At 52.4% G+C, this 13,051-nt stretch carries 12 protein-coding genes; 4 read left to right on the top strand and 8 right to left on the bottom strand.

The window, feature by feature from the left end; all coding sequences use genetic code 11:
* Positions 1 to 179: 179 nt before the first annotated feature.
* Positions 180 to 2,198: a sodium-translocating pyrophosphatase gene (locus tag CFK45_RS05565; protein ID WP_096085432.1), complete on the top strand. Its 2,019-nt coding sequence runs from the start codon at positions 180 to 182 to the stop codon at positions 2,196 to 2,198.
* A gap of 74 nt (positions 2,199 to 2,272) precedes the next feature.
* Here CFK45_RS05565 and CFK45_RS05560 read toward each other — a convergent pair whose 3' ends face one another.
* Positions 2,273 to 2,521, bottom strand: coding sequence for a DUF6316 family protein (locus CFK45_RS05560; RefSeq protein WP_143247483.1), 249 nt, complete (start codon positions 2,519 to 2,521; stop codon positions 2,273 to 2,275).
* A gap of 527 nt (positions 2,522 to 3,048) precedes the next feature.
* On the opposite strand from CFK45_RS05560, the gene mpl reads away from it, so the two are divergent.
* Positions 3,049 to 4,434 (top strand): UDP-N-acetylmuramate:L-alanyl-gamma-D-glutamyl-meso-diaminopimelate ligase, encoded by a 1,386-nt coding sequence (mpl, locus tag CFK45_RS05550; protein WP_204378423.1) that lies wholly within the window; start codon positions 3,049 to 3,051, stop codon positions 4,432 to 4,434.
* On the top strand, positions 4,431 to 5,033 hold the full coding sequence (locus tag CFK45_RS05545; protein ID WP_096085429.1) for a UbiX family flavin prenyltransferase: 603 nt from the start codon (positions 4,431 to 4,433) through the stop codon (positions 5,031 to 5,033). The genes mpl and CFK45_RS05545 overlap by 4 nt, the downstream gene beginning before the upstream one ends.
* Positions 5,034 to 5,125: 92 nt before the next feature.
* Here CFK45_RS05545 and CFK45_RS05540 read toward each other — a convergent pair whose 3' ends face one another.
* The gene (locus CFK45_RS05540) at positions 5,126 to 5,938 is read right to left on the bottom strand and encodes an FHA domain-containing protein (protein ID WP_096085428.1); all 813 of its coding nucleotides are present in this window, start codon (positions 5,936 to 5,938) and stop codon (positions 5,126 to 5,128) included.
* Between the two features lie 213 nt (positions 5,939 to 6,151).
* Between CFK45_RS05540 and CFK45_RS05535 the strand changes: the two genes are divergently transcribed.
* Positions 6,152 to 8,716 (top strand): efflux RND transporter permease subunit, encoded by a 2,565-nt coding sequence (locus CFK45_RS05535; protein WP_096085427.1) that lies wholly within the window; start codon positions 6,152 to 6,154, stop codon positions 8,714 to 8,716.
* Here CFK45_RS05535 and CFK45_RS05530 read toward each other — a convergent pair.
* The 6 genes from CFK45_RS05530 to CFK45_RS05505 all read right to left on the bottom strand — a co-directional run bounded on the left by CFK45_RS05530 (position 8,669) and on the right by CFK45_RS05505 (position 12,944).
* Positions 8,669 to 9,541, bottom strand: a complete 873-nt coding sequence (locus tag CFK45_RS05530) for a CPBP family glutamic-type intramembrane protease (RefSeq protein ID WP_096085426.1) — start codon at positions 9,539 to 9,541, stop codon at positions 8,669 to 8,671. The two genes, CFK45_RS05535 and CFK45_RS05530, sit on opposite strands and share 48 nt — an antisense overlap.
* Before the next feature lie 42 nt (positions 9,542 to 9,583).
* A complete protein-coding gene (locus tag CFK45_RS05525; protein WP_096085425.1) occupies positions 9,584 to 9,982 on the bottom strand; it encodes a VanZ family protein in 399 nt (132 codons plus the stop codon).
* 35 nt (positions 9,983 to 10,017) lie between these two features.
* Complete coding sequence (locus CFK45_RS05520; protein ID WP_096085424.1) at positions 10,018 to 11,379, bottom strand: ATP-binding protein; 1,362 nt, start codon at positions 11,377 to 11,379, stop codon at positions 10,018 to 10,020.
* On the bottom strand, positions 11,376 to 12,038 hold the full coding sequence (locus CFK45_RS05515; protein WP_096085423.1) for a response regulator transcription factor: 663 nt from the start codon (positions 12,036 to 12,038) through the stop codon (positions 11,376 to 11,378). The genes CFK45_RS05520 and CFK45_RS05515 overlap by 4 nt, the downstream gene beginning before the upstream one ends.
* Positions 12,039 to 12,047: 9 nt before the next feature.
* Positions 12,048 to 12,278, bottom strand: a complete 231-nt coding sequence (locus CFK45_RS05510; RefSeq protein WP_096085422.1) for a hypothetical protein — start codon at positions 12,276 to 12,278, stop codon at positions 12,048 to 12,050.
* 141 nt (positions 12,279 to 12,419) lie between these two features.
* Positions 12,420 to 12,944 (bottom strand): glycine zipper 2TM domain-containing protein, encoded by a 525-nt coding sequence (locus CFK45_RS05505; protein ID WP_096085421.1) that lies wholly within the window; start codon positions 12,942 to 12,944, stop codon positions 12,420 to 12,422.
* Positions 12,945 to 13,051: the final 107 nt, after the last annotated feature.

The following is a 13,051-nucleotide window of genomic DNA, read 5'->3' as shown; positions in this document are numbered from 1 at the left end:
ACGCGGGGTGCGCGCGGATTGTAGCACAGGACTTAAGCGAGTTTGGGCTTTGATCTGGCGCAGCCTGCGGAAGAATAACTCTGGTCAGGCTATGTTTAAGGCATTAGTCTGCTTGGGCTAGGTTTTAAGCGAAGCTGGCAGTAGCGCTTAAGGATATATCGCTAATATTTGGGGGACCTATGGATTTGTTTTTATTTCCACCACTACTCGGCCTTGGCGGCCTTGCCATCGCTTTATTGATTTATTTTTCAATTGTAAAAATTCCCGGCGGCGAGGGCCGCATTGCCGATATTGCCGGTGAGATCCACCGCGGTGCGATGGTTTTTATGCGTCGCGAATACAGCATACTCGGGCTGTTTGTTTTGTTTGTCACTGTGGCTTTGTTTGTCGGTTTTCAAAGCTGGCAAACCCCGGTTGCGTTTATCACCGGTGCTCTGTGCTCGGCTTTTGCCGGATATGTGGGCATGTTTAGCGCAACCAAAGCCAATGTGCGCACGACACTTGCCGCGCACGAGCAAGGGGCCGCAAGTGCCTTAAGTGTCGCTTTTTCCGGCGGCTCGATTATGGGTTTGTGTGTTGCATCGATGGGTTTACTCGGCCTCGGTGTGCTCTATCTGTGGTTTGGTTCCGACCCTGCTCACGCTGAGGCCATTCACGGTTTTGGCATGGGGGCCTCAAGTGTGGCTTTGTTCAGCCGTGTTGGCGGCGGCATTTATACCAAAAGTGCCGACGTTGGCGCCGATTTAGTTGGCAAGGTTGAGGCGGGTATTCCCGAAGATGACCCGCGTAATCCGGGGGTGATTGCCGACAATGTCGGCGATAACGTCGGAGATATTGCCGGCATGGGCTCAGATATTTTTGAGAGTTACTGCGGCTCGATGATCGCCTCAATCGCCATTGCATCAACACTCAGTGCAGCGACGGTGGCGCAGTTGGCGGCAGATAAAGGCAGTTTAATGTTTGTGCCGCTGGCTTTACCTAGCTTGGGCCTAATTTGCTCAGTGCTTGGCATTTTGCTGGTGCGTTTTATGAATAAAAAGGCCCCCGATGTCGCCCTGCGTTTTGGCACCATCGGTGCAACCTTGCTCTTTATTGCTGCCGCCTACCTATTGTTAGCAGCAATGAACATCGACATCAGCCTGTGGTTCTGCGTTATTTCTGGCGCAGTCGGCGGTATTGTTATTGGTTTGGTCACCGAGTATTACACCGGTAGCAAGCCCGTGCAGAAAATTGCAAAAGATGGGGAAACCGGCCCGGCAACAGTCATTATCAGTGGTTTGGCAACGGGCATGGAAAGTGTGGTGATACCGGTGTTAACGATTGCCGGCATTATTTTATTTGCCAGCATGGTTCTGCCTGAGGGCGCCGGTGTGCTCGGGGTCGGCCTAGGAGCGGTGGGCATGTTGAGCACTGTGGGTATTACCATGGCCATCGACGCCTACGGTCCAATTGCCGATAACGCCGGTGGCATTGCAGAGATGGCAGAAATGGGCGAGGAGACCAGGAAGATCACCGATGGTCTCGACGAGGTTGGCAATACCACGGCGGCCATCGGCAAGGGTTTTGCGATTGGCGCAGCCGGTCTTGCCGCGCTGGCGATTATTGCCGCTTATGTTGAGACTGTGCAGGTCGATGGCGCCGAGCTCATTCTTGATATTGGCAACCCCCACGTATTGATGGGCATGTTTCTCGGTGCTCTGTTCCCGTTTTTTGTCAGTGCTTTGACGATGAGAGCGGTGGGCGATGCTGCGTTTGATATGATCAAAGAAATTCGCCGGCAATTTAAAGAAATTCCAGGTTTGTTAGAGGGAAAAGCCAAACCCGATACCGAACGCTGTGTTGAAATTGCCACAACCGCGGCACTTAGGCGCATGATTGCCCCGGGGGTTTTGGCGGTGGCAGCGCCTGTTGTGGTTGGTTTTGGCCTCGGTGCCGAAGCGCTGGGCGGCATGCTTGGCGGCGCGTTAATTTGCTGTGTACTAATGGCTCTGATGATGGCCAATGCCGGCGGCGCCTGGGACAACGCTAAAAAATATGTAGAAAAAGGTAACTTTGGCGGCAAGGGCAGCGATGTTCATGCGGCCGCAGTGGTTGGGGATACCGTCGGTGATCCGTTTAAAGATACCTCGGGGCCGTCAATGAATATTCTTATCAATGTTATGGCAATTGTCAGCCTGGTGATCGCCCCGTTGCTTTAACACAAAAAGCCCGAGTAACTTAGCTGGCGCGGGGCTCAGTTAAGCTGCTCGGGCTTTGTATTTAACCGTGAAACTTAGCGGAAGTTCGAGCTGGCCCACAAACCTTGCATGGCGACTTTCTGGGCATAGATATCGGATTCGCCGTCTTTGTTCAGGCAGCGTATATAGAGATCTACACCGCGCTGGGCCGCTTGACTGCTCGGGTAGGGGCCTACCGTATCGCCTTCGCGCGTGTTGAAAAAGTACTCACGACCGACACTGAAGATTCGGTCCGCTCGAAAATACGTGCGTTCTTCCGCGTCATCCTTGCGCAAAACTAACATTAGTTTTCTTCCTCTGCTTTGTATTTAAGTGGTATTTATTGCTGGCTAGGCGTTTACTTTTGTTATTACGTTCACTTGCGTCGCCGTATTTTTTGCCGCTGTGCTGAGCGTATCTACATTCTGGCTGGCGATCGCGTGAAAAATAAGCAAACAGCAGGCCATTTAACCAGGTGCTTTGCTTACGCCTGCGGCGATGCCGGGCTTGTTTTATTGTTTTTTGTGAAGCAGGTCTCGTATTTTAAGGCTTTAGACGAAAATGAGAAAGCGGCCTGCCATTGAAATTTGTTAGCTGCTTATTTTGCTGCTGTCGCATAATTCCTTATGTGGGCATTTGGTGTTCATGTACTTTGGTGCTTATGTAAAAAATATCGACGCTTGCATTGAGCTCTTCAGTGCCAGTTTGCGCTAAGTTCTGCATGTGCCTGCGTAGGCGGTTATGATGGGCGCGCTTGTGCGGCAGCGCCGGGATGTTTGTTGCTGTTGCCGCAGGAATATACGAATCGCTCAGGCTTCTTTAAGGAAAAACGGTGACACAACACATACATATTGTCGGAATTTGCGGCACTTTTATGGGCTCTTTGGCGCGCTTAGCTAAGGAGGCTGGCTTTAAAGTGAGCGGCTGTGACAGTGCTGTCTACCCGCCAATGAGTACTCAGCTCGAGCAGGCTGGTATTGATGTGATCGAAGGCTATTCGGCCGACCAGCTTAAGCTCGAGCCGGATATTTGGGTGATCGGCAACGTCGTGAGCCGTGGCAATGAGCTGATGGAGGCGATCTTAAACAGAGCTCTGCCCTATACCAGCGGCCCGCAGTGGCTTGCCGACAATATTCTCAGGGGCCGCTGGGTGCTCGCTGTTGCCGGAACACACGGCAAAACCACAACCAGTTCCATGCTGGCGTGGATACTTGATTACGCAGGTTTTGCGCCGGGTTTCTTAATTGGTGGCGTACCGCAAAACTTTTCTCAGTCGGCCAGGCTGGGTACAAGCGACTTTTTTGTGATTGAAGCCGATGAGTACGACACCGCGTTTTTTGATAAGCGCAGCAAGTTTGTGCACTACCGCCCGCAGACTTTAATTCTGAACAACCTGGAATACGATCACGCCGATATTTTTGAAGACCTGGCGGCTATTCAAAAGCAGTTTCATCACTTGCTTCGCACTGTCAGTGGCAATGGCCTGATTATTAGCCCAAAAGCTGAAACGGCGATTCAACAAGTGCTGGCCCAGGGCTGCTGGACTGAAACGCAAGACAGTGGCGAGTCGGCTCTATGGGATTATAAACTGCTTGAGCACTCGGCAAACGACGCCGAAATCTATTTTTGCGGGCGAGCCGTTGCGACTTTGAGCTGGCAACTAGACGGCCGGCACAACCTGCAAAATGCCGTGCACGCCATTGCCGCTGCGCGACACATTGGTATTGAGCCGGCACTCGCGTGTGAGGCGCTCGGCGAGTTTGGCAGTGTCGCCAGGCGCATGCAGCTGCTCTACGACGACAAGGGGCTTTGTGTGTACGACGATTTTGCTCACCACCCAACGGCAATTGCGCTGACCTTGGAGGGTTTGAAAAGGCGCGTTGGCGACGAAAAAATACTTGCGGTAATCGAGCCGAGATCCAACACCATGAAGTTGGGCGTACATGCCGAGCGCTTAAAAAACTCGGCGGAACTTGCCGACCTGTGTTTTTGGATCGACGATCAGAGCATGCCCTGGTCTTTGAGTGATTATGTGGTGCGCAGCGATGCCGGCGCAGAAGTGTTTGGCGACTATCAAAGTGTGCTTGAGGCCTGCCTCGATGTAGCAAAAGAGCAGCTTAAGAAGCGCCAGCGCCTGCACATCGTAATGATGAGCAATGGCGGTTTTGGCGGTTTGCCCAAGCGCTTGGCTGAGGCTCTTAAAGAGGTAAAAATATGACCCGCAAAATAACTCTGGCAATGAGCGGCGCCTCCGGCGCGCAATATGGCTTGCGCCTGCTGCAGGCTCTGGTTGCTGCAGATTGTGAAATTGCCTTGCTGATTTCACAGGCCGCGCGTGTTGTGATCAATACCGAGACCCACTTGCAGCTCGCCGAAGATACCCAGGGTTTGCAACACCAGCTGCAACACTTTAGTTCAGCCGAGCCCGAACAGTTGACTTTGTACTCTCGCGATGACTGGTTTTCACCGGTGGCCTCGGGCTCTTCTGCGCCGAGATCCATGGTCATTTGCCCGGCCAGTGGCGGTTGTTTGAGTGCGATAGCCTGCGGGGCAAGCAATAACTTAATCGAGCGCGCCGCCGATGTTGCACTGAAAGAGCGGCGCCAGTTGATTATTGTGCCGCGAGAAACGCCGCTGTCGAGCATACACTTACGCAATATGCTGACCCTAAGTGAGCTCGGTGCGGTTATCCTGCCGGCCAGCCCCGGTTTTTATCAACAGCCTAAAAGCATCGAAGATCTGATTGATTTTGTGGTTGCGCGCATACTTGATCAGCTCGGTTTGGAGCAGCAGTTGTTGCCTCGCTGGGGCGAATAAGCCGCTGTGGCCTTTGCGTAACAATCTGTTACAGAGCAAGATGTAGACGTGTGTTTTACTTAAGGCTATTGACGCGAATTAATTGCAGCTAACTAGCTTAAGAAGAGGTAGGCGAGCCAGACGGCAAAGCAGCAAATTAGAAAAAGTGCTGCGATACTGGCGCTCCAGCGCTTTTTGTAGAGATCTTCCTGAACCCGGTTGCCCGGTGAGGTTGAGCGTGTTTGCCACAGAGGGATTTCGTGTTGTGCGGTAATGCTCTTGTCAAAACTCGCTTCGTTATTTGAATGCGTTTTTATGCGCTTGTTTTCAGCGCCGGGGCCGATGACTTGAAAACTGAAAACGTCGATCTTGATTTGATCGCCGGCGTATAATTCACATTCGAGTATGCGTTCGTCATTGACCCAGGTGCCGTTAGACGAGTCGAGGTCGCGGAGAAAAAGCCGGTCGTTTTTGAGCTCAAGCACAGCGTGTAGACGGCTTAAGTGCTTGCTTGGGATAACAATGTCGCAGTCGGTTGCGCGGCCAATGGTCCAGCGGCGCTCGCTTTGGGCATCGCCAAGTGGATAATCCTGGCCAATTAGCCAGCTGTTGCTGGCACTTAAGGTCCAGCGGCTCGCGGTTGAGCTGGGGTCGATGACTTCGAGTTCAACCTCGCCCATGCGCACGATGTCGCCGCGCTGCAGATAGTGTTGTTTGATTGCGCGGCCGTTGACATAGGTGCCGGTGGTTGAAGCGAGATCTTTGAGTAAAAAGCGGCCTTTGCGCAACTGAATGACTGCGTGTCTTTCGTTCAGGCTTAGATCGTCAATACGCAATTGGTCGCTCTGTGAGCGGCCAATATAATACTGGTCGTCGGTGAGCCAAAAGTCTGCTTGACGATGATCACAAAAATGTAGTTTTAGCATGTTGCTATAAGCAGCTTCCGGCCATAAAAAGGCTCATCTATATTTACACCATAGCGCTTTTTGTGGAAAATTTTTAGAATAGGCGCCCACTGGAAGGGTGCAGAAGCATAGCGCTTGCGCCGGCCGTTGCCAATAATGGAGTAAACGAAAATTAGTCTCAGCGCCCGCCTTTCTCGGTTCTATTTTAAGGCCGTACTCGATTATCCCAAGAGCGTGCTTATTTGTTTGCTGGCTCTGGCGCTGTTTCTTGCGGCCGGCCTGCCTAATTTTAAGCTCGATGCCTCGGCCGACTCTCTAACGCTTGAAAACGACAGCGACCTCGAGTTTTTTCGGGAGGTCTCCAAGCGTTTTGACAGTGGCGATTTTCTTGTTGTGACTTTTAAGCCGGAACACGAGCTATTTTCTGACGCATCACTGGCGCTGTTGGCACAGCTGCAGCAGGAGCTCAGCACCGTTGAAGGCGTACAAAGTATCAACAGTATATTAAATGTACCGCTGCTGTTTAGTCCGCGCCAGAGTCTGGCCGAATTGGCAATGAACCCTCGTACGCTCGGTAAAAGCAAGGTTGATTACCAGCTGGCGCGCAAAGAGTTTTGGACCAGCCCCATCTACAAAAAGCTGATACTCGGGCCGCAGGGGCAGACCACGGCTTTGCAATTAAACTTAAAAGTTGATCACGAATTATTAGAGCTGGTTCGTCGGCGCGACCGCTTGCGCGCTGACTATGCTCAAAATCCAGAGCATGCCTCAGCCCTGGCCGATGTTGAACAGGCCTATTTACAGGCCCGCACCCGCGCCGATGCCGAGGCCCGTTTACGAGTTAAACAGGTGCGTGAAATTGTCGCCCGTTATCAGGATAGGGCGCAGATTTTTGTCGGTGGGGTGAGCATGATCGCCGCCGATATGATTGCTTTTATTCAAAGCGATTTACTTGTTTTTGGCATTGCGGTTGTACTGTTTATGATCGCTGTGCTTGCGTTAATCTTTCGCGCCTGGAAATTTGTTTTTGTTCCTATGCTCTGCTGCTTGACGGCCGTGTTGATGATGCTCGGTTACGTCAGTTGGCTCGACTGGCGCCTGACGGTGATCTCGTCAAACTTTGTTGCGCTGCTATTAATTATTTCGCTGTCGATCATTATTCACTTGGTGGTTCGCTACCGCGAACTGGAGCAGCAGCACCCGCTGTGGCCCAACCGAAAACTTGTTAAAGCAACCGTTATGTTTATGGCGCGGCCGTGTTTTTATACGGCGGTGACAACAATTGTTGCGTTTGCATCACTGGTGGTCAGTGGTATACGGCCAGTTATTGATTTTGGCTGGATGATGACCCTCGGCCTGGGCGTTGCGCTGAGCTTGGCTTTTTTAATACTGCCAGCAGCGTTGACCTTGTTCCCGCGTCAGCATCGGGCGGGTATCGTTGAAACTTCGCCGAGCTCGCCGCCGTTTACCTATTATTTTGCCTGTATTGTCGAGCGCCACGGCCGACTCATCGTGGTAAGTTTTGCCGCGCTGTTTTTGTTGGCGCTTTGGGGAATAAAACAGCTGCAAGTTGAAAACCGTTTTGTTGATTATTTCCACGAGAAAACAGAGATTTATCAGGGCTTGACGGTGATTGACAATAAGCTCGGCGGCACCATTAGTCTCGACTTGGTGATCAACGCCGCTGAGCAGAGCCTGCGCATAGACGAAGACCTGGCCTTTGCCGACGATGACTTTGCCGATGAAAGTTGGGCTGAGCAGGGCGACGGTTTTGACGATGCCTTTGCCGACGAAAGTTTTGCCGGTGATGACTTTGACGAGTTTGCCGAAGATGACCCTTTTTCTGAAACTGGCGATAATATGTCCAGCTACTGGATGACAGTCGGCGGCCTAAAGCAGGTAGAGTGGCTGCACGATTATTTAGAAAGTTTGCCCGAGGTCGGCAAAGTACAGAGCCTTGCAACACTTTATAAAGTTGGGCGGGATATTAACGGCAGCTTAAACGATTTTGAGCTGGCCCTAATGCAGCGCGTGTTAAGTGACGACGTGCGCAGTGTGTTAATTTCCCCCTACCTTTCTGAAGATGGCATGCAGACGCGGTTGACGCTGAGGGTGATTGATACCTATCCCGGACTTAGTCGCTCGGAATTTGTTCAGCGCATTCAAAAACATATCGCGGATTCAGCCCCCTTTGCGAAAGAGCAAAGCCGTATGACCGGCCTGTTAGTGCTCTACAACAATATGTTGCAAAGTTTATTTAGCTCGCAGATTTTAACTTTGGCGGTTGTATTTCTGGCAATTTATTTAATGTTGGCGCTGCTGTTTAAATCGTTTGTTCTGGCCACGATTGCAATTATTCCAAACATCGCTGCTGCGTTTTATGTGCTCGGCGGCATGGGCTGGCTGGGCATACCGCTGGATATGATGACCATTACGGTTGCGGCGATTACCGTCGGCATTGGTGTCGACCACACAATTCACTATATTCACCGCTATCGCGGCGAACTGGCCTTGGACGGGGATGCTTTAGCGGCGATGCGTCGCTCGCACTTGTCCATAGGTCGGGCGATGTATTACACCGCGGTTATTATCATTTTTGGTTTTGGCATTATGGTGCTGAGCCGCTTTATCCCGACCATTTATTTTGGTTTGTTAACGGGTTTTGCGATGTTTGTTTCGCTGCTCGGTTCGCTTTTGCTGCTTCCGCGCTTATTGATGTTGCCGTGGTTGCGGCGCTATCTGGTACCCAAATCAAACAATGGGGTAGCTCAGCAGCAGAAAGTGCAGGCTGTTCACTAAGCCGTGCACCGCGATGGCTGTGAAGATATTTTTACTCAAGCTATAAAGCAGGCCGTAGAGCAGGCCGGCCCCTAGAAAAACAGCGCTCAACTGCCAGCTGATAATCGGGTGCACGGCTGCAAACACCAAGGTGGTGAGCGCCAGCGGCACAAGTTCAACCAACAAGTATTTGCTTTTATTCAGATGCAGCCACAGGCTTAGTTTTTCGCTCACGCGCCCGAGCTGGCGCTGTATTACTAAGCGAATAAAACTTTCTTCAGCGATGCAGGTGCACAGTACATTGATAATTGTAAAACTGAGCCAAAGGCCTGCGTGTTTGATGTGCAGCTCTAGCTTAAGCAGATAACTTGCGGCAAATAAAATTACAGCACTTAAACCAAGGCCAAGTAAAAGCATATGTATACTTTGGGCGCGCAGCCATATCCGCCCGTAGCTGGCTGCAGGGCCTAGTTGAACTAACAGAATAAAACCTGCAAGCAGTTGAGCCGTATTAAAGTACAGTGAAAATACTTTGCCGTCCTTGTGCAGTACTTGCTCATTTATCACTACCGGGTAATCAAAACCCTCTGGTCTATAGAGGCCGATAAACAGTGCGGTGACAACAGTGCCTAGCCAGGATAGGCCGGCGATAGCCCAGCCTTGAGCGCGCGGCGCTTTGCGATAGAGTTCGCTGCACAGCAATAACAAAAATAAGGCTGCAAGCTGCTGCCACGGCAGCAGTGAGAATACCGTTAAGCCTGCAGCAGCACTTAGCAGTATTGCCAGGCTTACGCGGTGGTATTTATTTGTTTTTGGCTTAAGTGCTTCGCTCGCTAAATTTTGCATATCCGTTTGCGCACTGGCAGGCCGCCGCAAGCGGCGGGCAGTTTACAGCCTGTGATTTCGCCTGTCCCAATAGTCAAAGAGCAAGTCGAGCAAGGCGCAGAATAAAAAAGCAACGAAGGCGCCGCCGCTGTTTGCGGCCAAATCGCTCCACGAGCCACTGCGGCTGCCCAAACTCTGTACCAGCTCCATCAACGCTGAGAAACTAATGGTAAACAGCAGTAAATAAATACGTCGCGGCTTGTCGTCAAAAGCGAGCCACAAAGAGCAAAACAGCAAAAAATTCCCCACGCCGTGCAGCCATAGGTCGTTAAAGCTGGCCCCTTGCAACTTCTGTTGAGGAAGCAGCAGTAATACACAATAAATAAGCATGGCCAAGGCCAGCTGGGCGCGGCGTAAAAATTTAAATACGGGGCTGTGTAACAGGGCTAGTTTGCTGTGCATTGACTCGGGCTTAGTTTACTTAGCCTGTGCGCGAATTAGCTTGCGCTGGGCAGGCGGATTTCAAAGCAAGCGCCACCTAGGCCGCTTTGCTTAATGCTGAGGCTACCGTTATAAGCGCTGACGATGTCGATTGCAATCGCAAGTCCCAGGCCCTGGCCCTGTTTGCCGGTGTCGGCGCGGGCGCCGCGCTCGAGTACCGCTTGGCTAACACTGTCATCGATGCCGGGGCCATTGTCTTCGATACAAAGCAGTACCTGTTGCTCTGCGCAGCGTTGAGCGCTGATTTTGACCTGGCCGCGGCCGTACTTGCAGGCGTTTTCAAGTAGGTTGCCGAGCAGCTCGAGTAGGTCGTTCTCCTGCATATTTAAGCTAAGGCCCGCTTCAATGCTTATATCAAAGTCTGTTTGCTGCTGTGCATAGACCTTGCCTAGTGCAGCGCAGATACGCCGGCTGATGGTTTCGATATCGCAGCGCTGATTAAACAAGGTTTTTACTTCGGCGCTGGCTCGCTTTAGCTGGTGCTCGATAATGCTGCTCATACGCTGCACTTGTTCGTCGACCAGCTTGTCTTTTTGGCTGTTGTGCTCAAGTTGGGCGCGAATCACCGACAGTGGCGTCTTTAAACTGTGGGCAAGATCGCCGAGGGCATTTTTATAGCGCTCGCGCTGCTGTTCTTCACTGCTGATTAATTTGTTTAAGCTCAAGGTAACCGGTTGAATTTCGTCGGGGTAGCGCTCGCTTAGCCGCTGTATTTGCCCGGACTCGATGGCTTCAATTTCGCCGGCGAGACGTTTAAGCGGTTTCAGGCTCCAGCGCGCAATAACGATTTGCAGGGCGATAAGCAGCAAGGTCATGCCGCCGAGCCAGCGCAGCATATGTTGCTGGTAGTTGTATATCTCGGCGAGCTTTTCCCGCTGGGAGTGAATCACGTCAAACTGGAAGCTGTATTCTTGATTGTCGAGTTCCCACAATGTGGTGAAACTCAGCGCGCGCCAGTTGCTATCGTTGTAATAGAAGTGGCGCGGCAGCGCCTGGCCAGGTTCCCCCAGCGGCGGGCGGAAAAAATGCAGCTCGCTGATCTCGAGCGAATTGCTCTGCCATATGACCTGCCCCCGGTGGTTGAGCACGCGCGCGTAGAGACCGGACTCGGGGGTTTCAAAGCGGGGGTTGGCAAGCGCTGCGGGCAGGGCGAGTTTAACCTGGTGTTTGTCGGCATCGAGCTCGAGGTCGGCAACCGCAATCAGTGCGTAAATCTGTGCCAGCAGCGCTTCGCGCTCGCTGTTGTGCAGGCTGTCGACGTAGATGCGGTTCAGCGTCCAGGCGCTGATGCCGACAAACAGCGGCAAAACGGCGGCGGAGGCGAGCCAGAGTCGGCGGACCAGCGAGCTGTTTTTCATTGAGGTGAAAAGCGGTAACCCTGGCCGCGCACGGTTTTTATTACATCGAGCGGGGCGAGTTTTTTGCGCAGGCGGCCGATAAATACCTCAATAACGTTGCTGTCGCGCTCGTAGTCTTGGTGGTAGAGGTGCTCGGTCAGCTCGCTTTTGCTAACGGCTTTGTCTTTATTTAATGCGAGATATTCAAGCGTATTAAATTCGTAAGATGTCAGCTCGATTTGTGTGCCGGCGATACGCGCGAGTTTGGCGCTGCGATCTATGCTCAGCTCGCCAAATTCCATCACGTTGTGGGCGTGCCCGGCAGCGCGTCGAATCAGTGCATTGGCGCGCGCGCGCAGCTCTTCGATATGAAAGGGTTTGACAAGGTAGTCGTCGGCGCCGGCTTCAAGGCCTTCAACCTTGTCTTGCCAATCCCCGCGCGCGGTGAGGATGAGCACCGGGCAGCTGCGCCCGAGTTTGCGCATATCGCGGATAATGCTCATGCCGTCCTGGCCGGGTAGCCCGAGGTCGATGATGGCCAGCTCGTACTCGTACTCTCGGCTAAAGTACGCGCCGTCTGTGCCATTTTGAGCCCAGTCGACAACCATGCCTTCGCCTTCAAAGAAGTCTTGGATTTGCTTGCCGATGGCGTGCTCGTCTTCAACAATTAACAGCCGCATATTCTTCTCTTAGCCACTGATGGTGACGGTTTTCACTTTGCCGTTTTTAAGAAGCAACTTAACCTGGTAGTGGTTTTTACCGTTGCTACTGCCGGTCGCTTTGACATTGAGCACCTTGCCGCCGTACTTGGCTTTAGCTTCAGCGGCGGCCTCGGCCTTGCTCATCTGCGCCAAAGCCACGGGGCTTAGTGCACTTAAAGATATAGCCAGAAGTAGACTTAGAGCGAGGCGACAAGACATAGTTGTTTCCAGTTCAGTTTAGGCTTCAATTCTACGCCAGAAGCTCGCTCCGAGCTAAGTTTGTTTGTATTCAGTACCTTGCGCTTGCGGCCTTGTTGAGAACTTAGCGGCGTGCTCGGCACTAAGTTTTTCTGGCGGCCACTAGTGCAGGGCCGGGCGAACATCGACAGCAACGCGGATTTTTTTACCGGGGTGTTTGCGGCTAAACGTTGAATAGTGACGGCCGTGGTAGCGGTAATCGACGTCATAACCTTTTAAGCGCTCTTCACTTTCTATATGGTGCGTTGTTTCACAGCGTTCAAGGTACTGATAACCAGCTTTGTGCTGGCGCGAGCGCCGGCTGACATCGTTGGCAATGCTTGCACCGAGCAGGGAGCCGACGACGGCACCGATTTTTTTATTATCGCCACCGCGGCCGACTTCGTTGCCAATCACGCCGCCGATAATGCCGCCAACAAGGGTTGGTGTGGCCGAGCGCGAGTCGCGGCGCTCAAGAGCGACACGCTCCGTCCAGCAGTGTTCGCTCGGTACTCGGCGTTCGACGGTTTCATATACGGGGCTGACACGAGTCACGGTGGCCAGGTCGTTGTAGTGTTTTGCCTGGGCATCGATACTCGGGCTGAGGCCTGCTCCGAGCAGGCAGAGGGTGGCGACAAGGTTTTTCATGTGATGGCTCCTGAGGCTGTTCAAGCGTTAAAGCCAGTTTGGGGCTTGAAACCTGAACTAGGTCTGAATTTAGTGGCCCGGGGCTTGAGCTGAAAGAAAAAGCTCAC

The sequence above is a fragment of the Agaribacterium haliotis genome (genome assembly GCF_002312815.1).
In the GTDB taxonomy this organism is placed as follows: domain Bacteria; phylum Pseudomonadota; class Gammaproteobacteria; order Pseudomonadales; family Cellvibrionaceae; genus Agaribacterium; species Agaribacterium haliotis.
The sequence above is the reverse complement of the archived record's forward strand: the minus strand, read 5'-3'. Positions and strand labels throughout refer to the sequence as shown.